Annotated in this window: 12 protein-coding genes, 1 tRNA gene and 2 pseudogenes; 5 read left to right on the top strand and 10 right to left on the bottom strand. The window is 70.2% G+C overall.

The genetic code is table 11. The annotated features are described in order from the left end of the window. Positions 1 to 447: 447 nt before the first annotated feature. The 5 genes from Aco03nite_RS23805 to Aco03nite_RS23785 form a co-directional block, all read right to left on the bottom strand. Entirely contained in the window at positions 448 to 1,788 is a 1,341-nt protein-coding gene (locus Aco03nite_RS23805; RefSeq protein WP_203797970.1) for a (Fe-S)-binding protein, read from the bottom strand. Beyond that, on the bottom strand, positions 1,788 to 2,945 hold the full coding sequence (locus Aco03nite_RS23800; RefSeq protein WP_203797969.1) for an FAD-binding oxidoreductase: 1,158 nt from the start codon (positions 2,943 to 2,945) through the stop codon (positions 1,788 to 1,790). The genes Aco03nite_RS23805 and Aco03nite_RS23800 overlap by 1 nt, the downstream gene beginning before the upstream one ends. A gap of 43 nt (positions 2,946 to 2,988) precedes the next feature. Continuing rightward, positions 2,989 to 4,449, bottom strand: coding sequence for an FAD-linked oxidase C-terminal domain-containing protein (locus tag Aco03nite_RS23795; RefSeq protein ID WP_203797967.1), 1,461 nt, complete (start codon positions 4,447 to 4,449; stop codon positions 2,989 to 2,991). Positions 4,450 to 4,586: 137 nt separating this feature from the next. Next, the gene (locus Aco03nite_RS23790; RefSeq protein ID WP_203797966.1) at positions 4,587 to 6,440 is read right to left on the bottom strand and encodes a hypothetical protein; all 1,854 of its coding nucleotides are present in this window, start codon (positions 6,438 to 6,440) and stop codon (positions 4,587 to 4,589) included. 1 nt (position 6,441) lies between these two features. Next, positions 6,442 to 6,512: transfer RNA gene (locus Aco03nite_RS23785), tRNA-OTHER, on the bottom strand. A gap of 78 nt (positions 6,513 to 6,590) precedes the next feature. On the opposite strand from Aco03nite_RS23785, the gene Aco03nite_RS23780 reads away from it, so the two are divergent. From Aco03nite_RS23780 to Aco03nite_RS23770, 3 genes are all read left to right on the top strand, one after another. Continuing rightward, entirely contained in the window at positions 6,591 to 7,283 is a 693-nt protein-coding gene (locus Aco03nite_RS23780) for a hypothetical protein (protein ID WP_203797965.1), read from the top strand. Between the two features lie 297 nt (positions 7,284 to 7,580). Then, entirely contained in the window at positions 7,581 to 10,259 is a 2,679-nt protein-coding gene (gene ppdK, locus Aco03nite_RS23775; protein ID WP_203797964.1) for a pyruvate, phosphate dikinase, read from the top strand. 531 nt (positions 10,260 to 10,790) lie between these two features. After that, positions 10,791 to 11,195, top strand: coding sequence for a VOC family protein (locus tag Aco03nite_RS23770; protein ID WP_203797963.1), 405 nt, complete (start codon positions 10,791 to 10,793; stop codon positions 11,193 to 11,195). Positions 11,196 to 11,503: 308 nt separating this feature from the next. Here the strand turns inward: Aco03nite_RS23770 and Aco03nite_RS23765 are convergent, their stop codons facing one another. Then, on the bottom strand, positions 11,504 to 11,917 hold the full coding sequence (locus tag Aco03nite_RS23765) for a DUF4259 domain-containing protein (protein ID WP_203797961.1): 414 nt from the start codon (positions 11,915 to 11,917) through the stop codon (positions 11,504 to 11,506). 417 nt (positions 11,918 to 12,334) lie between these two features. Between Aco03nite_RS23765 and Aco03nite_RS23760 the strand changes: the two genes are divergently transcribed. Continuing rightward, positions 12,335 to 13,012, top strand: coding sequence for a YceI family protein (locus Aco03nite_RS23760; RefSeq protein WP_239145391.1), 678 nt, complete (start codon positions 12,335 to 12,337; stop codon positions 13,010 to 13,012). A 552-nt stretch (positions 13,013 to 13,564) separates the two neighbouring features. On the opposite strand, the pseudogene recQ reads toward Aco03nite_RS23760, so the two are convergent. Next, positions 13,565 to 15,412, bottom strand: a pseudogene (gene recQ / locus Aco03nite_RS23755) (DNA helicase RecQ); the annotation flags it as partial. Between the two features lie 68 nt (positions 15,413 to 15,480). After that, complete coding sequence (locus tag Aco03nite_RS23750; RefSeq protein ID WP_203797957.1) at positions 15,481 to 16,140, bottom strand: GTP cyclohydrolase II; 660 nt, start codon at positions 16,138 to 16,140, stop codon at positions 15,481 to 15,483. A gap of 107 nt (positions 16,141 to 16,247) precedes the next feature. Between Aco03nite_RS23750 and Aco03nite_RS23745 the strand changes: the two genes are divergently transcribed. Beyond that, on the top strand, positions 16,248 to 17,000 hold the full coding sequence (locus Aco03nite_RS23745; RefSeq protein ID WP_203797954.1) for a RibD family protein: 753 nt from the start codon (positions 16,248 to 16,250) through the stop codon (positions 16,998 to 17,000). Positions 17,001 to 17,251: 251 nt separating this feature from the next. Here Aco03nite_RS23745 and Aco03nite_RS23740 read toward each other — a convergent pair. Then, a pseudogene (locus tag Aco03nite_RS23740) lies at positions 17,252 to 18,169 on the bottom strand (lysylphosphatidylglycerol synthase transmembrane domain-containing protein); the annotation flags it as partial. 57 nt (positions 18,170 to 18,226) lie between these two features. Further along, positions 18,227 to 19,111, bottom strand: coding sequence for a class I SAM-dependent methyltransferase (locus Aco03nite_RS23735; protein ID WP_203797949.1), 885 nt, complete (start codon positions 19,109 to 19,111; stop codon positions 18,227 to 18,229). Positions 19,112 to 19,122: the final 11 nt, after the last annotated feature.

Genomic DNA, 19,122 nt, shown 5'->3' with positions numbered 1-19,122 from the left:
CTCGCCATGCGGCGGGGTGCGAGGTGTGTGGAGGCGCGCGAGGTACCCGGCGATATGCGAGGTTCGCAGTGACTAGCGAGGTGCGCGGCGGTGTGCGAGGTGTGCGGCAGCACGCAATGTGTGTAGCAGCATGCGAGGTGCGCGGCGGCGTGCGAGGTGTGCGGCAGCATGCGATGTGTGTGGCGGCGTGCGAAGTGCGCGGCGACTTGCGAAGTGCGCGGCGGCGTATGAGGTGCGCGGTGGGCCTGGGGGATGGAAGGAATGAGACGTGCGGCGCGATGGGATGGGCGCCGCGCGGGCCGGGCGGCCGCGGTGGAGGGTGAGGCCGAACAGCGCAGGGGCGCGCCGTTCTCACTCGGCGGTAGCCGGCCGGGAGAGCGCGGGGGGAACGGGCGCTACGGGGCCCGTCTCCCCGCGTTCCACCCATCCCTGACGGCCGGGCGCCTGTCAGGGGGACAGGAGAGTGCTGGGGTCCAGGTTGCGGATCGAGGCGTCCAGGACGTGAGCCGTGTGGGCCAGAGCGATCGCGCCGCCCTGTCGGCGGACGGCGGCGGCCACCTGCATCAGGCAGCCGGGGTTGGCGGTCACCAGGAGTTCCGCGCCGGTGGCCAGGACCGCCTTCGCCTTGCGGTCGCCCAGGTCGGCGGCCGGGCCGGGGTTCAGGACGTTCCACACGCCGGCGGAACCGCAGCAGATCTCCGCCTCGGCGATCCGCCGGACCTCCAGCTCCGGGATGCCCCGCAACAGCGCCCGCGGCTGCTCCCGAATGCCCTGTGCGTGCCCGAGATGGCAGGCGTCGTGATAGGCCACCGTCATCGGCAGCGGATGTCGTTCGGCGACCGGCCCGAGCTCCACCAGCAGTTCGGCCAGGTCACGAACCTTGGCCGTGAACGCGACGGCCCGCTCCGCATACCGTGGATCGTCGGCGAGCAACTCGTCGTACTCCTTCAACGACGACCCGCACCCCGCCGCGTTGACCACGAAATAGTCCATCCCGGTCTGCTCGAACACGTCGATCAGCCGCCGGGCGAACCGCTGCGCTTCCGCACGCCGCCCGTTGTGCACACTGAGCGCCCCGCAACACCCCTGCGCCGGAGGAATCAGGACCTCACATCCTTCGGCGGCGAGTACCCGTACCGTCGCGGAATTGACGTCCGGAAAAAACGCCGACTGAACACAACCGGTCAGCATGCCCACGACCGCACGCCGCTCCCCGCGCGCCCGGACCCGGGCCGATGGCCGTGGCACACCGCGCACCCGCGGCGCCAGGGATTCCAGGGTCGCGATCGTCGGCGCGAGCCGCCGGAGCAGATCGGTGCGCCCCACCAACTTCTGCAGACCCGATCTCCGGTACGCCAGCAAAGGCCCCCGAAGCAGCCGCAACCGCCGCGGGTACGGGAACAGCGCGAAGATCGCCGCCCGCAGCGCCCGCTCCCGAACTCCCCGGACATGCCGCCGCTCCACCTGAGCCCGGGTGTCCTCGATGAGTCGGTCGTACCGCACCCCCGACGGGCAGGCGGTCACACAAGCCATGCACCCGAGACACCGATCGAAGTGCTCGACCATCGAGTCGCTGAGCGGTTCCCCGGCCAGCCCCTGCCCGATGAGGTGGATCCGCCCTCGTGGGGAGTCCATCTCCTCGCCCCACAACACATAGGTGGGACAGGTGGTGAGGCAGAACCCGCAGTGAACACAATCGGACACCAGATCCGCACTCGGCGGATGATCCCGATCGAAGGCCGTATAGGCGGCCCCACTCTCCGCGGCACGCAGCGCGTCGTCCGGCATCAGATACCTCCCACGAAGCGTCCGGGCGCGAACCGATGGTCCGGATCGAACTGCTCCTTGACCCGCCGCATCAGCTCGATCCCGGGAACCGGCCCCCACATGTCGATCCCGTCCCGCATCCCGTCCGGCACGGCCAGCACGACCGCATGCCCACCGGCAGCGGCAGCCGTACCCCGCAACGTCTCGACCGTGGCCGCCACCGGGTGATCCGGAGCCGGACCGCCCGCGTAGAGAACGCCCGCCCCGGCGGAGCCACGGATGGTGAGGCCCGCTTCCAGTGCGGCGTCGACCAGGGCGGAAACGCGGGAGAGCGTGGCGGTCAGCTTGAGAGCCAGCCCTCCGGAGGGCCACGGCGGGGTGTCCCACCACGGTGGCGGTTCGCCGGTGACCTCGCCGTCGAGCAGGGTGGCCAGCGCTCGCGCACGATCCTGGACCCCGGTAGGTGTGCCCTCCAGCAGCACCGCGATCTCCAGCTCGGCGCCCGGCTCGGCGTTGATCTCCAGGGCACTGGGCGCGAACTGGGCGGCCAGCACCGAGCCGGCGGCCGACGGCGGTGCGACGGCCCGTACGAACAAGGCGGCAACCGGGACCGGGTGCAACCGGAAGACACACTCGGTGATCAGCCCGAGCGTGCCGAGGGATCCGGTGTAGAGCTTGCCCAGGTCGTACCCGGCGACGTTCTTGACGACCTTGCCGCCCGCCCTGGTGACCCGGCCGTCGGGCCGGACCACCGTGATGCCGATCAGTAGATCACGGGCCGTGCCGTAGCGCAGTCGCCGCGGCCCGCTGCCGTTCGCCGCGACCGTGCCCCCGGCCGTGGCGCCCGGCGGCGCGTCGAGTGCCAGTTGCTGACCGGGAAGCCGGTGCAACTCGGCCATCGGAGTCCCGGCCCGGACGACGGTGATCAGATCTCCGGCGGCGTGCTCGACCACCCCGGTCAGCCGTCCCGTGTCGATGATCAGATCCAGCTCGCGAGGTGGCGGCCCCTGCTGGAGCTTGGTGCCACCACCGCGGATCACCACGCTGAGCCCTCGCGCGGCGGCGACGAGTTCGGCCGCCTCGGAGGTCGATGCCGGGGCAGCCACCAGCCGTGCCGGCACACCGGCGACGACGTCGTCGTCACCCGCTTCGACCGCCAGATCATCCAGGAGGCTCATCGCGGCCCTCCAGGAGAGGGACACGAAGGACGAAGGGGGCGCATCAGAAGACCTCCGCCACGCCGGCCTCTTGCAGCGGATGGGCGCCCTGCCGCCGCCCCGGCCGCTCACCGCACAGGCGGGGAGTGGGGAAGACCTTGCCCGGATTGGCCAGGGACAGCGGATCGAAAGCGCATCTGAGAAGCTGCATCGTCTCCAGGTCGTCGTCGGTGAACATGCGTGGCATGTACCGCGCCTTGTCCACCCCGACCCCGTGCTCCCCGGTGATCGAGCCGCCGAACTCGATGCACAGGTCGAGGATGGCGCCGGAGACGGTCTCGGCCCGGCCGGACTCGCCGGGCACCGTGTCGTCGAAGAGGACGAGCGGATGCAGATTCCCGTCGCCGGCGTGGAAGACGTTGGCGACCCGCACGCCGTGGGACGCGGCGACCTCGTTGATGCGGCGCAGCACCTCGGGCAGCGCGGTCCGCGGGATCACACCGTCCTGCACGATGTAGTCGGGACTGATCCGCCCGACCGCCGCGAACGCCGACTTGCGCCCCCGCCAGATCAGCGCCCGCTCGGTGTCGTCGGCGGCGACCCTGGTCTCGAACGAGCCGTGCTCGGCGCAGAGCCGGGTGACCTCGTCGAACTGGGCCTGCACCTCGGCGAGAGGCCCGTCCAGCTCGACGACCAGCACGGCCCCGGCCCCGGCCGGATAACCGCAGTGGACGGCCGACTCGGCGGCCTCGATGGAGAGCGCGTCCATCATCTCGATCGCGGCCGGGATCACCCCGGCCGCGATGATCGCCGAGGTGGCGGCCCCGGCCTGGTCGGTGCTGTGGAAGGCGGCGAGCAGGGTCCGCACCGTCTCCGGCAGCCGGGTCAGCCGGACGGTCACCTCGGTGGCGATGCCGAGCGTGCCCTCGGAGCCGACGAACGCGCCGAGCAGGTCGTAGCCGGGAGTGTCCGGGGCGGCGCCGCCGAGCCGCACCAGGTCACCGTCGGGGGTGACCATCTCGATGCCTGTCACGTGGTTGGTGGTGAACCCGTATTTCAGGCAGTGGGCGCCTCCGGAATTCTCCGCGACGTTGCCGCCGATCGAGCAGATCTGCTGGCTGGACGGATCGGGCGCGTAGTAGTAACCGAAATCCCGGACCGCCTCGCTGACCTGCAGGTTGATGACGCCGGGCTGGACGGTGGCCCGCTCGTCGGCGGGATCCAGCGACACGATCGACCGCAGTTGGGAGGTGACGATCAGGACACCGTCGGCATGCGGCAGCGCCCCGCCGGACAGGCCGGTGCCGGAGCCGCGGGCCACGAACGGAACCCTCGCCTCGGCACACGCGCGGACCGTCAGCGCGGCCTCCGCGGAGCTGTGCGGAAGGACGACGAGCGCGGGAACGACCCGGTAGTGCGTGAGGCCGTCGCACTCATACGTCCGCAAGCGTTGTCTGTCGGTGATGACCTGGTCGGAGCCCAACTCGGACCGCAGACGTGCGGCCAGCGCATCGATCACGCTCATCGTGGACCTCCTCGGCGTCGTTGCCTGAGGGTCACGCTAACCGCGATCGGCGCCGAGCGCGACGGGGAACCCGCCGGCCTGTGGACAACCGCCCGCTGTGGATAACTCGGGGCCGGCGGTCCGGCCGGTGCAAGGATTCAGGAACACAGCCGGGAGCTGGTCAGCGGTTCGGTGTGATCGCCGGCCAGCACGGCGCGCAACCCGGTCACGGCCACCCCGAGCGGCCCGCCGACCGGGAGCTCCAGCACGAAGGGTTCCGGATCACCGTCCAGGGAGAGGTGGAAGATCATATGACGCCACGCGATCGCGATGTCCCTGGCCAGGCGTGGGGTGTTCGGCCCGCCCAGGCGCCGGGAGAGGCGTGCGGCCCGGTCGAAACAGCGCCGCGCCGCCGCGGGCGGCAGCTCGGCCCCGGCCTCCCACAGCGTCGCCAGGTTGTGGGTGGTGAGAGTCTGCGCCCGCTCGTTGGTCACCTCGTCCGGCCAGGGTTCCGCCGTGACGTAACCGGCCTGGTAATACCGGTCGTAAAGGGTTCCGGCCAGCAGCTCCGCGGCGAGTTCGGTGGCGGCCGGCGCCGGGATCCGGCTGTCGAGGACCCACGGCAGGTCCAGCCCGGCCTCCCGGCTCAGCACGGCCAGTTCGCGGACCAGCGGATCCGGGACGAGCACGTCCGGGAGGTCTCGCAGGGTGAGCGTGCCGAGCCGGCTCAGCGTCCGGGCGACAACGGTCCGGGTGGTGGCGTCGCCGGTGCGGTGACCGGCGACCGCGCGGATCCACGGCAGCTCGTCGAAACGGATCCGGCGTTCCAGCTCGGGCCGCCTCGATCGTTGCCGGTGGAAGGCCAGGTAGGCATCGGTGACCAGCTCACGGAGCCGAGGATCCGGGTAACCGGCGGCCACGGCCTCCGCGGCGATCCGGGGCGCGATCCGGGCCAGCGCGTCGCCGGACGGGAACAGGCCCGAGTCGGGTGCGACGGCGCCGGCCCGGCGTACCCGGGTGGCCATGGGTTCCGGGGTCGTCCCGAGGAGATCGCTGACGTCGACGGCCCCGGTCTCCCCGGGCAGCGCGGCCATCCGGTCCGCGATCCGGCCGAGGGCCTCGTTCCGGGGAAGCCGTGCCGCGTCGGCGGCCTGCCGGGCACGCAGCCCACGATGGGCGGGGCTGCCAGGCGCACCTCGGCGGCGCACCATCGCCGTGGTCACCGTGTGTACCAGACCGGTCCGCGGCTCCCGTCCGGCCAGCACGTCGTCGAGAGCGCTGATCAGGACGGTCAGATTGGCCTTCGGCCCGGCGTGCCGCCGGCTGGGCGGATGCTTCCGGGCCAGGTCGGCGTGTTCGGCCAGGAGGTCCCGGGACCGGGCGAGCCATTCCCGATCCGCCGGTACGCCGGACTCCAGCCAGTGTTCGAGAACCCGATCGGCGAAGAGATTCCAGATACGCAGGGTGTCGTTCATGGCCGCGACCCGTGGTTGTGGCGCGTGGTACCGCACGCTTCCGGTGACATCTCCGGCGGCGTCGATCCACACCAGCTCCGGGAAACGGCCGGGTTCGGTGACCGGCGCCGGCAGGAAGTCGAGACGGTGACGGTACGGGCCGATCTCGCCCAGCAGGAGCAGCGCCGGGAGATCGTCGTTCGCGGCCAGCAGCCAGGCGAGGATCGGCAGCGCCGACTGCTCGGGGCGCCGGAGCCGGTGCGGTTCGTCGAGCAGGACGCCGATCCGGGTGGGGTCGACGGCGTGTTTGAAGATCTGCCGCCGGTTCGCGGGCAGACGGTGGCGCCGGGCGTAATCGATCTCGGTTTCCGACAGCCGATCGGATTTCGAGGTCCGCCCGGAGAAGCGGTCCTGGTAGCCGACCGGCTCGGTGATCCACGCGGGCAGCCCGCCGGCCGGGGTGCGACCGGTGGACAGCAGCCCGGCCAGGGTCGTGATCCACCGTGCCGCCCGGCCGCGAGCCCGTGGCGTGGAAAGTGCGGCTGCGTGCTGTTCCATGCCGGCGTGGCAGGTTCTGCCCCTGCGCCCTCCCGGCCCCAGCCGGGCGCTCTGCTGCTGAGCTACACGCCGTGTGGCGGCGACCTTATCGCAGCGTTGCGAGGGGCGGCACATGGATTCCCGGGTGGCCGGGTCTGGCAGGATGGCCGGATGTTCTCGACCGCCAGAACCCTCCGTGCCGCAGTGGGCGCCGCCTGCGCCTTGGTGTTGGCGGCCGGGTGCAGCTCCTCCGACGAGACCGGCCCCGACGACGGCCTGGTCAGCATCACCACGATGCGGGGCGCGTTCCTGCAGCCCGCGGAGATCGGCCCGGCCTGGGCCGCGCCGACGGAGAGCGCCGCGCCGGCACAGCTCGTCAGCTTCTGCGGCGGCACCACGGCTGCGCCGGAGATCCCGCCGGGCGCCGAGTTCGTGGCGTCGAACGTGGCCGACGAGGGGGAGAAGGGCGCGCAGACGCTGCAGCAGTCCGCGCTCGTCTACAACGACGTGGCCAGCGCCGAAGCCGGGATGACGCTGCTCAAGACGGTCGCCGACCAGTGCCCGGCGACCAACGAGATCCCGGCGACGGTGACGTCGGACCGTAACGAGCCGGCCTACAACGAGACGGTCGAGATCCGTGACCTGGCCGAGGGCGACTGGACCGGGTTCGTGATCGTCCGGCACAAGCTGTACGAGTCGGAGCACCCCGGCACCGCCGACACCGCGGTTGCCGTGTTGCGTACCCGCAATGTGGTGCTTGTGGACGGTTATGCCGTCTACCGCCTGGAGAACTCGTCGCCGTCGGCGGGCTTCGAGGCGGACTGGAAGCGGCTGGTGGGCTCGGTCGTCCAGCGCGTGGGATAGACATGTCGACGATCGTCGTCTAATGTTCGCGGTGCGCCGTTGCGAGTTCTTCCCCCGTGGAATTCGCAGCGGCGCTCTTATTTTGTGCCGTGAACCGTCCCGGCGACCCCCTCAGGCCACTCGATCAGTGGCTCCGTGCTCGTTACTGCGCGGAGAGAGCGCGTACCGCTCAGTGATGACCGAAGCTGTGTGGAAAAAGCCACCAGCTGTTAACTATTCATCGCGGTCGTGCTTAGCCTTACGAATCCCAGGGCAGGAACTGGTATCCGCCACGGATTCGTAACCGGAGGTAGGGGCATGAAGTTCGTGTACGACTTCGCCGAGGGAAACAAGGATCTCAAGGACCTGCTCGGAGGCAAGGGCGCCAATCTCGCCGAGATGACCAACCTGGGCCTGCCCGTGCCGCCCGGATTCACCATCACCACCGAGGCCTGCCAGCGGTTCCTCACCGCCGGCACACACGTCGACGGGCTCGACGCCGAGATCGACGAACATCTCGCCACCCTGGAGGCCGCGATGGGCCGCCGGCTCGGCGACCCGGCCGACCCGCTGCTGGTGTCGGTACGGTCCGGCGCCAAGTTCTCGATGCCCGGCATGATGGAGACCGTCCTCAACGTGGGGCTCAACGACGCCTCGGTGGACGGGCTGTCGCGGCAGGCCGGCGGCAACGACAGGTTCGCCTGGGACTCGTACCGGCGCCTGATCCAGATGTTCGGCAAGACCGTGTGCGAGGTGCCCGGTCACGAATTCGAGGATGCTCTGCACGAGGCGAAAACCGCGAAAGGAGTCAGCGACGATGTGCAACTCGACGCCGACGATCTGCGGGCGCTCGTCACGGCGTACAAGAAAGTTTTCGTCAAACACACCGGCCACGAGTTCCCGCAGGATCCACGCGAGCAACTCGACCAGGCCGTCGCTGCCGTCTTCCGGTCGTGGAACGCCGACCGCGCCGTGCTCTACCGCCGGCAGGAACGCATCCCCACCGACCTCGGCACCGCCGTCAACGTGGTCGCGATGGTCTTCGGCAACCTCGGCGCCGACTCCGGCACCGGCGTCGCCTTCACCCGCGACCCGGCCACCGGTGAGCAGGGCGTCTACGGCGACTACCTGTCCAACGCCCAGGGCGAGGACGTGGTCGCCGGCATCCGCAACACGCTGTCGCTGGCCGATCTGGAACAGCTCGACAAGCGTTCCTACGACGAGCTGATGCAGATCATGGCAACGCTGGAGGGCCACTACCGCGATCTTTGCGACATCGAGTTCACCATCGAGCGTGGCAAGCTCTGGATGTTGCAGACCCGGGTCGGGAAACGGACGGCGGCCGCCGCGTTCACCATCGCCGTGCAACTCGTCGACGAGGGCGTCGTCGATCTCGACGAGGCACTGACCAGGGTCACCGGCGCGCAGCTCGCCCAGCTGATGTTCCCCCGTTTCGATCTGTCGGAAAATCCGGACTCGCTGACGTGCGGAATCGGAGCATCCCCGGGCGCCGCTTACGGCGAAGTCGTCTTCACCTCGCAACGGGCCGTCGAGGTCGCGGCCGAGGGTAGGCCCGTCATCCTGGTCCGTCGCGAGACCAACCCCGACGACCTGCCCGGCATGATTGCCGCCAACGGCATCCTCACCAGCCGCGGCGGCAAGACCTCACACGCCGCCGTCGTCGCCCGCGGCATGGGCAAGACCTGCGTCTGCGGCGCCGACGAGATGGAGGTGTCCGCGACGTCGTTCGCCATCGGGTCGCACACCGTCCGCGAGGGCGACACGATCTCCGTCGACGGCACCACCGGCCGCGTCTACCTCGGCGAGGTGCCGGTGCGCCCGAGCGAGGTCGTGCAGTACTTCGAGGGTGATCTCGACCCGGCGCAGGCCAACGATCCGCTGGTCGCTGCGGTGCACCGGATCCTCACACACGCCGACGGGAAGCGCCGGCTCAACGTGCGCACCAACGCCGACACCGGAGTCGACGCCGCGCGCGCCCGCCGGTTCGGGGCCCAGGGCATCGGGCTGTGCCGCACCGAGCACATGTTCCTCGGTGACCGTCGCGAACTGGTCGAGCGTCTGATTCTTGCGCGCAACGAGACCGAACGTAACGAGGCTCTGTCGGCTTTGCAGCCTCTTCAGCGCGCTGATTTTCTCCAGATCTTCCGGGAGATGAACGGGCTGCCGGTCACCATCCGGCTCATCGACCCGCCGCTGCACGAGTTCCTGCCGTCACTGGAGGAACTCGCGGTCAAGGTCGCCGTCCAGCACGAACACGGTCAGCGTGTGGAACACGACGAGCAGCTCCTGGCCGCGGTGCGCCGGATGCACGAGCAGAACCCGATGCTCGGGCTGCGTGGCGTACGCCTCGGGCTGGTCATTCCCGGTCTTTTCGCCATGCAGGTCCGGGCCATCGCCGAGGCAGCCGCGGCCCTGGCCTCCGAAGGCGGCAATCCCCGTCCGGAAATCATGGTCCCGTTGGTAGGAGCCGTCCAAGAGCTGGAAACCGTGCGCGCGGAAGCGGAAAGAATCATCGCGGAGGTCGTCGGTTCCTCGGGTGTCGAGATCCTGATCGGCACCATGATCGAGGTGCCGCGGGCCGCGCTCACCGCCGGGCAGATCGCCGAAGCCGCCGAGTTCTTCTCCTTCGGCACCAACGACCTGACCCAGATGGCCTGGGGTTTCTCCCGCGACGACGTAGAGGGCGCCTTCTTCTGGCGCTACCTGGAACTGGGCATCTTCGGCATCTCCCCGTTCGAGTCCATCGATGCCGACGGGGTCGGCCGGCTGGTCCGCATCGCCGCCGAGGAGGGCCGCGCCGCCCGCCCCGGCCTGAAACTGGGCGTCTGCGGCGAGCACGGCGGCGACCCGGATTCTGTCCACTTCTTCCACGAGGTCGGCCTCGACTACGTCTCCTGCTCGCCGTTCCGGGTGCCGATCGCCCGCTTGGAGGCCGGCCGCGCCGCCGTGACCTCGGAAGGATCCGACCACCGATGAACCCCTTTTTGCAGTACGAGTAGACGATCCCGTCAAACCCACCCGTCCCGTGGCGGCCGCGCAAGGTCCGCGGCCCGCCCGGACCGCCCCGCGACCGCCGGGAGTGGGCGTCCCCTCACCGAAATCGCGGTCGCCGGGGCAGAGTCGCGGCCCCGCCTGCCGGAAGTTGGCGTGCCTTCGTCGGCCTCACGCCTGCTGGAAGCGGGACTCTCCTAATCCGGCATTGCGGTCGCCGGATGATCCGGCATCGCGGTTGCCGGGTGCGGGCGGTCCCGTCGCTCGTCTCGGGACCATCGGGCGCAGGCGTGCCTTCGTCGGCTTCGCGCCTGTCATAAGTGGGCGTGCCCCCATGGGCTTCGCGCCTGTTGTAAATGGGCGTTTCCTGGCCGGCTTCGCGGCCGATGGGAGTGTGCGTCTTCTCGTCGGGGTTCCCGGATCCGAGTGGGTGCAGCTGGCCTGATCAGGCCGAAAACGTCGGAGGTGGGGGCTAGCGTCCGAGGGGACGGAGTCAACGATGACGATGGAGCAGCCATGACGTCCCGCCTCAACCCGTACCTGTCGTTCGACGGCAAGGCCCGTGAAGCCGCAGAGTTCTACCGCTCGGTTCTGGGCGGCGAGCTGAAGCTCAACACGTTCGGCGAGTTCGGCGCGCCCGAGCCGGCGATCAAGGACCTGGTGATGCACGCCCAGCTGGAAACCCCCGAGGGATACACGCTGATGCTGTCCGACACTCCGCCGGGCATGGACTACAAGCCCGGCACGAACATCACGGTGAGCCTGAGCGGCGAGGACGGCGACCTGCTGCGCGGCTACTGGGCGGGCCTGAGCGCCGGCGGCGAGATCAGCGTGCCGCTGGAGAAGCAGATGTGGGGCGACGAGTTCGGCCAGTTCGTCGACCGCTTCGGAGTCCCCTGGATGGTCAACATCACCGCCTGACCACACCGTGTGCGACTTCGGGTTCGGATCGAACCCGAACTCGCACTCACCATAAAAAGGCATGCGGGCTCCGCAAGGGCATGCGGGCTCCGCAAGGGCATGCGGGCTCCGCAAGGGCATGCGGGCTCCGTAAGCCACTGCGGGTGGCGGCAGGCGAAGCGGGCCGCCAGGACCGCAAGGCCGGCCAGGGTGGATCGCCGTGACCGACGCGGCGGCAGAGGCGCCCGGAACGGAGGGGCGGGCTGGGCAACCCGGACCGGCTGGTCGGTGGGGTGGGCGTTGGGAACGGGCTGTTGGCGAGGTCGGGGTCAGGCTTCGGCTTGCAGGGCGTCTCGGATGGGGCGTAGGGCTGCCAGCGCCTTGGGCAGTCCGTCCTCCCACAGGTCGCGCCATTCCGAGTCGTCGCCTACTACGCGGTCGAGGGCTCGTAAGGCCAGGGCCGGCATGTCGTCCGGGATTTCCAGGGTGCCGCCGCCGGTCAGGAAGTCCGGGGCGTACGGGGTGGTCAGCGTGGAGCCGCTGGGCTGGAGGGACGCGACCACGGCAGCCGCCGCCACAGCCCGGTTGGCGGGATCACTGTCCAGATAGGCACTTTCGTGCAGCACCTCACCGAGCGTCTGCCGGATGAGAGCGACACGCTGATCGGGCCCGGCGTCCTGGAGTTCCCCACTCCAATCGGCGGCGTTGTCGTTGTCGAACGGCCCGAAATCCCAGGTGCCCATTCGTGTCCCTCCGGTGGCTTCTGGGTGGTGTACCCACGAAATGATCACACATCGCGGATTCCGGATCGTGCCGCACCGCCGGAGGGTTCATCGGGGTGACCCCGAACACGGAGTGTTCATAAGCACGTCCTTACTTTCCGTGTCGACCTTCCGACGCCAGCGGGTCGACCGTTTTGTGCTGTGATTCCGAATTGTCAAACCAATTACGAAATGGCGTCCGAAATTTCAGGTGAACACTCGTCTGGTTTGTTGTGAATGGTCGATCTTGGGGTGCAGGGCGAAGTGTGGCGGCGGACACCCGTCACGTTCCTGGGGGTGACTGTCCGAACAAACTCCTGCATGGAATCTCCGCTAATCAGCATCGGAGCCAGGGGGGCTCGTGCGCCGCATCGCGGTGACGATGATGCCGAGGGGGAGATTTACGTGACGGTCGACCGGCCGGTCCGTGAGTGGCAGGGATTGATCATTCCGGATCCCGGGGTCTACACCCTGGACGAAGCCCACAAACGCATCGGTTTCGTGGCGCAGCACATGATGGTCAGCCCGGTTCGGGGTGAATTCGCGAAAGGCGCGGCGACGATATCGGTGGGCGCTGATCCGTTGCGTTCATCGATCAGTGCGACCATTCGCGCGGACAGTATCAACACGCACAATCCGGAACGGGACGCGCACCTCTCGGGCCCGGATTTCCTGGACGTGAGCCGTTATCCGACCCTGGAGTACCGCAGTACCGGGATCACCTGGGAAGCCGACAACGACCCGATCTTCAACTGGGCGCGGCTGCGCAACAATCCGCTGAGCCGCCGCGGCACCGTCGCCGACCTGCCGGCCGCGGCCACCCGCGCCTCCGGCCGTTTCGTGATCAACGGCCAGCTGACGGTCAAGGACGTGACGCGCCCGGTCGACATGCAGATGGAGTTCGGCGGCGCGCGGCGTGACCCGTACGACCGGGACATCTTCGGGTTCAGCGCCAGCGCCGAACTCGACCGCGAGGCCTTCGGCCTGGTCTGGAACGTAGCCCTGGAGGCCGGCGGCTTCCTGGTCGGCAAGAAGATCCGCATCGAGATAGCCGGCGAGGCGATCCGCAACGCCTGACCCGCGCTCGGCCCGGCCAAGGCGGAAAGGCCTGCCGAGGCGAAAAGGCCGACCGAGGCGGAAAGGCCTGCCGAGGCGAAAAGGCTGGCCGAGGCGGAAGGCCGGGCGAGGTGAAAGGCTGGGCGAGGTGAAAGGCTGGGCAACGGCCCGGCCCTCCAGAGGGCTGGAGAACCGGGCCGTGGACCGTCAGTACTCGTAGGCGCCCGGGTCGTCCTCGAAGTCGGGTTCCGGTGGCAGCGGGATCGACTCGTCCGTGCCGGCGACCGCGGGCTGCGAACGGCCCTGCCGGAACGGCGCGGCGGACGACGGCTTGGTGGACGACGGCTTGGCGGCTGACGGCGGGCGGTTGGTCGGTGCGGCTGTGGGCTGGGAACGGTTGAGCCGTGACGGGGCGGCGGCTCGGGTGGGCTCAGGGGTGTCGGTGGACGGGAAGAGCTCGGGGGCCGCGCCCGAGGCCACCGAGAACCCCGTGGAAGCCGGAGGCGGTGGCGGAGCGGTCCGGGCCGGAGAAGCGGACGGCTCCGCGATCGCCCCGGAGACCACCTCGCCGCGGACCGTGGCCAGCACCTGGTCGCCGAACTTCGTCAGCTTGCCCTGACCGACCCCGCTCACCGTCCCCAACTGGTCCAGCGTCTGCGGCGCCAGCGCCGCGATGGCCCGCAGGGTGGCGTCGTGGAAGATCACGTACGCCGGAACGCTCTGCTCCTTGGCCGTGGTCGCCCGCCAGGCGCGCAGCCGCTCGAACAACTCCGTCCCCTCCGGCGACAGATCGGCGACCGGGGCGCTCTTGCCCGCGGAGGACGAGGACGACGACCCGGACCGCGACGACGAACTCCGTGGCGCGGGCACCTCCCGCCGCATCATCACCTTCCGGTCGCCCTTGAGGATCTCCCCGCTGCGCGCGGTGAGAGCGATCGTCCCGTACTCACCCTCGACGGCCAGGAACCCGCCGGCCAGCAACTGCCGGACGACACCCCGCCACTCGGCCTCTTTCAGGTCCGCACCGATCCCGAAGACCGACAGCTCGTCGTGCCGGAACCGGCTGACCTTGTCGGTGCGCTTGCCGAGCAGGATGTCGATCGACTGGCCGGCCCCGAATTTCTGCCCCCGCTCCTTCTGCAGGCGGAACACCGTGGACAGCAGTTTCTGCGCCGGCACCGTCCCGTCCCAGGAGGACGGCGGGGTCAGGCAGGTGTCACAGTTCCCACAGGCGGGGGCCGGGGTCTCGCCGAAGTAGGACAGGATCTGCGCCCGCCGACAGGTGACGCTCTCGCACAGGGCGAGCATCGCCTCCAGGTGCTGACCGGCGTTGCGCCGGAACGCCGCATCCCCGTCCGAACTCTCGATCATCTTGCGCTGCTGCATCACGTCCTGCAGCCCGTAGGCCAGCCAGGCCGTCGACGGCTGCCCGTCCCGCCCGGCACGACCGGTCTCCTGGTAGTAGCCCTCCAGCGATTTCGGCAGGTCCAGGTGGGCGACGAACCGCACATCCGGCTTGTCGATGCCCATGCCGAACGCGATGGTGGCCACCATGACCAGGCCGTCCTCCCGCAGGAACCGGGACTGGTTGGTGAACCTGGTCCGCGCGTCGAGACCGGCGTGGTAGGGCAGCGCGGGAATCCCGTTCTGGCTGAGGAACTCGGCGTGTTTCTCCACCGACGCCCGGGACAGGCAGTAGACGATGCCGGAATCCCCGGCGTGCTCGGTCCGCAGCAGCTCGAGCAGCTGCTTGGACGGGTTGTTCTTCCCGACGATCCGGTACTGGATGTTGGGGCGGTCGAAGCTCGCCGTGAAGTGCCGCGCGTCGGTCAGCTGCAGCCGGGTGGCGATCTCGTCGCGGGTGGCCGGGGTGGCGGTGGCGGTCAGCGCGATCCGCGGCACGTCGGGCCAGCGCTCGTGCAGCATCGACAGCGCCAGGTAGTCGGGCCGGAAGTCGTGCCCCCACTGGGCCACACAGTGCGCCTCGTCGATCGCGAACAGGCTGATCTTGCCGCGGTCGAGCAGCCGCTGCACCCCCGCCGTGCCGAGACCCTCGGGTGCGACGTAGAGCAGATCGAGCTCACCGGCGAGGAACTCGGCCTCGACCACCCGCCGCTCGTCGAGATCCTGCGACGAATTCAGGAAGTTGGCCCGCACACCCACCGTGCGCAGGGCGTCGACCTGGTCCTGCATGAGCGCGATCAGTGGCGAGACCACGACCCCGGTGCCCGGCCGGACCAGCGCGGGAATCTGATAGCACAGCGACTTGCCGCCACCGGTCGGCATCAGCACCAGCGCGTCGCCGCCACCGATCACGTGGTCGACGATGTCGCCCTGCTGCCCGCGGAACGACGGGTAGCCGAAGATCCGGTTGAGGGCGTCGGTGGCACTGGACACGGAGATCGCAGGGGCGTCAGTCACCCCGCGAAGTTTAGAGAGCCGGACGGGCGGCCGTCATGAGCCCTGTGGATGACGGCCGCCTGTGGAAATCACTCGGCCAGTGGCAGATCGATGGTATGAGCGGTGTGCGATGCCTTCACACTCAGGTAGCGAACGTTGGCGGCCGACAGGTGCACCCCGGTCGGGATCCGCTGGGTCACGTCGATGCCCAGGTCAGCGAGCTGCCCGGCCTTGTCCGGGTTGTTGCTCAGCAGCCGCACCCGGTCCACCCCGATGCCGAGCAGCATCTGCGCGGCGGCGGTGTAGTCCCGCTCGTCCTCGCCCCGGCCCAGCGCCACATTCGCCTGATAGGTGTCCAGCCCGTCGTCCTGCAGGGCGTACGCGTCGAGCTTCGCGTACAGCCCGATGCCCCGGCCCTCCTGACGCAGGTAGAGAAGGAAACCGCCCTGCTCGGCGATCCGCTCCACCGCCTCGCGCAGCTGCGGGCCGCAGTCGCAGCGCTGGCTGCCGAAGACGTCCCCGGTCAGGCACTCGCTGTGCGGCCGGACCAGCGGCGCCCGGCCACCCGCCGCCGACTTGGTCAGCGCCCGTTGCCAGTCACCGAGGCCGAGCGCGAGGTGCTCCTTGCCGTCGTCGAGCCCGTCGAACGTCATCACCCGAGCCGTGGTCGCGTAGCCGTCCGGGAAACGCAACGGCACGGTCACCTGTCGCCGGATGGTGGCCTTCGAAACTACCCGGCCTTCGAACATCGGTCCTCCTAGTTGTTCCCGCCGAACTCGGCCCTGATGCACTGCCCAGGAAGATGCCCCCGCACACGGGGATTATGGTGAGGGCCTGTTCCTGGGAGGAATCATCGGTGGTCGAGCGTCCTTACACCTTGCTGAGCTGTGGCATGTCCATCGACGGTTATCTCGACGACGCGACCGATGAGAGGTTGCTCCTGTCGAACGACGCGGACTTCGACCGGGTCGACGAGGTCCGCGCGGCATGCGACGCGATCCTGGTCGGCGCGAGCACGATCCGGCAGGACAACCCGCGGCTGCTGATCCGCTCCGAGGCCCGCCGGGCCGCCCGGATCGCCCGCGGCGCGGCGCCGGACCCGGTGAAGGTCACCGTGACCGGCCGGGGCGACCTCGACCCGGCGGCGTCGTTCTTCACCACCGGCGCGGCCGAGAAGATCGTCTACTGCGCGGCCCCGGCCGTGGACGGGGCCCGCGAACTGCTGGGTGACCGGGCCACCGTGGTCGACGGCGGCGATCCGGTGGACGTGCGCCTGGTCGCCACCGACCTGGCCGCGCGAGGGGTGCGCAAGCTCATGGTCGAGGGCGGCGGGCAGATGCACACCCAGTTCCTCGCGGCGGGGATCGCCGACGAGTTGCACCTGGTGATCGCGCCGTTCTTCATCGGCGACTCGCGGGCGCCACGGTTTGTCCACGACGGCGACTTCCCGTGGGCGCCCGGCAACCGGGCCGGCCTCGCCGAGGTCCGCCAGATCGGTGACGTGGTGCTGCTGCGCTATGCCCTGTCCGACCGCTTCGAAAATCAGGACAGGATCGAGAACCAGGCGCCCGAGCGGTTCGACCGTCAAGCCGCGACACCGCCGGAGTAGGCGGGCTGCCGCACCGGCAGCGGCAGGACGACCACCTGCGGCGCCGCCGCGACGGAGACGGCCGGAGCGAGGGTCACCGCCGGAGCGAAGGCCATGGCCGGAGCGCGGGTCACGGCCGCGGCGACGGGAAGGGCCGCCGCGGAGGGAAGGGCCGCCGCGGAGGGAAGCGCCGGGACCAGGGGAAGCGCCGGCGCGAGGGCTGCGGCGGGAGCGACCGAAGGAGCCGGGACAGCCGCGGTACGACGGTTCGCGACCAGTCGCACGACGAGCACCACCGCACCCGGGGCGGCCGCGACAAAAGCCATGATGCCGTACGCCACCGCGATCGTCAGGCCCTGCGCCGCGCTCAGACCGGCCGCACCGAACGCCCAGGCCATCACGCCCTCTCGCGGGCCCCAGCCGCCGATGTTGACCGGCAGGCCCATCGCGATCAGCGCCAGCAGCAGCAGCGGCGCCAGCTCCAGCACGGTCGCCACACTGCCCGCCGCTTTCGCCGCGACCAGGAACGTCGCCAGGTGCCCGGCGAGCACCGCCGCCGACGCGAGCAGCACACCCGGGCCGCTCTGCCGCGACAGCAGGCCGGAACGGATCTCGGCCATCCCGGTCCGGGCGGCGCCGGCCGCCTTCGACTGGCCGCCGCGCAGGCGCCGCATCCCGAGGTAGATCAGGACGCCGGTCACTGCGAGGCCCGCGGCCACCGAGGCGGCCAGCTGTCCGTGTGCGGTCAGGAGAGCAAGGACCGGCGACGGTACGGTGAACAACACCACCGCGCCGACCAGCATCAACACGAGCTGTCCCGCCGTGCGCTCCAGGACGACGGCCCGCACACCACGGCCCAGATCGCCCTCGTCCTTGCCGTGCCGGACCGCCCGGCCGACGTCACCGAGGATCCCGCCGGGCAGTGCCGCGTTCAGGAAGAGCGCCTGGTAGTAGTCGGCGGTCGCGTCCTTCAGCGACAGCTTCATGCCCAGCCCGCGCGCCACCAGGCACCACCGCCAGGCACTCAGCACCGTGGTCGCGGCGCCGATCCCCAGCGCCGCCACCAGCGTGCCCATGTCCAGCACTCGCAGCCCGTCGACAAACGCGCCGGTCCCGAGGCGCCAGAGCACCAGCACCAGGATCGCGGCGCCACCCAGCAGTCGCAGCCAGGCCCAGATCGATCGGTTCACGTCCGTAGTCCCCTCGTCGCTTTCGAGGAGTACTACGCCTACCCGGCCTCCCAGGGTTCACTCGAAGATCGCTAAAACATCCTGGTGTCCCACGGAAGCGTGCGGAAGAGCACCCAGACGGTGCGTCAGATAGTCGTCCAGCTCCAGGTCAGGGCGCTCCTCGCGGGCCGCGCCGGCCCAGCCGCGCAACCACTCCGCGGTCAGCGCCGGGGTCGCCGGACCGAGACGCCAGGCACTCGGGCGCACGGTCACCCGGGCCCCCACCTCCTCGAAGGCGGCTGCCGCGACGGCCGGGGCATCCGGCCCGAGCAGGCGCCGCCCCTCGTGCTCACGCCGCTGGTGGGCGTTGAAGGCGGCCTCGACCTCGGCATCCAGCGGATCGTCGGGGGCCAGCTGCACCTCGCCGGTCACCGACAGGGTGAACAGCACCGCCACCTTCGCCTCGGCACAGACCGCGGCCAGCTTGCGCACCTCCTCGGCGGTGAGCAGGTCGAGCAGGGCCGAGCAGGTGATCAGATCGGTCCCGGCGAGGTCGTCGGGGGTCAGGTCGGCGACATCCATCTGCTGGGTGCTGACGGTCACCCCGGGTGGCATGCCGGCGGCGGCGCGCACCAGCAGCTCCGGATCGCGGTCCGTCATGATCCAGTGCTGGTCGGGGCCGAGGTGCGGCGACAGCCAGCGCCCCAGCGAGCCGGTGCCGCAGCCCAGGTCACGCACTGTCCGGACGCCGGGTGGCAGCGCCTCGACCAGCTCCATCGAGCGGGCGGCGGCGTCGGCGGGCTCGCGCAGGCTCAGCCAGGTGGCGCTGAACTCGCCGCCGGTGTCTCCGGTGACTGCCTCCCCGGCGGTGGCCGGGCCGGCCCCCGGAAGCGGCCCACCGAGTCGCCCGGACCCGGTGACCAGGTCGTCCGCGCTGTCGATCTTGCCGTGCACCTCGGTCATGTGTGCCTCCT

Source organism: Actinoplanes couchii, from assembly GCF_016862075.1.
Taxonomy (GTDB): domain Bacteria; phylum Actinomycetota; class Actinomycetes; order Mycobacteriales; family Micromonosporaceae; genus Actinoplanes; species Actinoplanes couchii.
Note: the sequence above shows the minus strand (reverse complement) of the source record. Positions and strands in the feature narration are given on the sequence as shown.

Excerpts from the sequence above, each read along its gene's own strand:
- Aco03nite_RS23805 (WP_203797970.1), bottom strand. The coding sequence starts at position 1,788 with ATGCCGGACGACGCGCTGCGTGCCGCGGAGAGTGGGGCCGCCTATACG.
- Aco03nite_RS23800 (WP_203797969.1), bottom strand. The coding sequence starts at position 2,945 with ATGAGCCTCCTGGATGATCTGGCGGTCGAAGCGGGTGACGACGACGTC.
- Aco03nite_RS23795 (WP_203797967.1), bottom strand. The coding sequence starts at position 4,449 with ATGAGCGTGATCGATGCGCTGGCCGCACGTCTGCGGTCCGAGTTGGGC.
- Aco03nite_RS23790 (WP_203797966.1), bottom strand. The coding sequence starts at position 6,440 with ATGGAACAGCACGCAGCCGCACTTTCCACGCCACGGGCTCGCGGCCGG.
- Aco03nite_RS23780 (WP_203797965.1), top strand. The coding sequence starts at position 6,591 with ATGTTCTCGACCGCCAGAACCCTCCGTGCCGCAGTGGGCGCCGCCTGC.
- ppdK (WP_203797964.1), top strand. The coding sequence starts at position 7,581 with ATGAAGTTCGTGTACGACTTCGCCGAGGGAAACAAGGATCTCAAGGAC.
- Aco03nite_RS23770 (WP_203797963.1), top strand. The coding sequence starts at position 10,791 with ATGACGTCCCGCCTCAACCCGTACCTGTCGTTCGACGGCAAGGCCCGT.
- Aco03nite_RS23765 (WP_203797961.1), bottom strand. The coding sequence starts at position 11,917 with ATGGGCACCTGGGATTTCGGGCCGTTCGACAACGACAACGCCGCCGAT.
- Aco03nite_RS23750 (WP_203797957.1), bottom strand. The coding sequence starts at position 16,140 with ATGTTCGAAGGCCGGGTAGTTTCGAAGGCCACCATCCGGCGACAGGTG.
- Aco03nite_RS23735 (WP_203797949.1), bottom strand. The coding sequence starts at position 19,111 with ATGACCGAGGTGCACGGCAAGATCGACAGCGCGGACGACCTGGTCACC.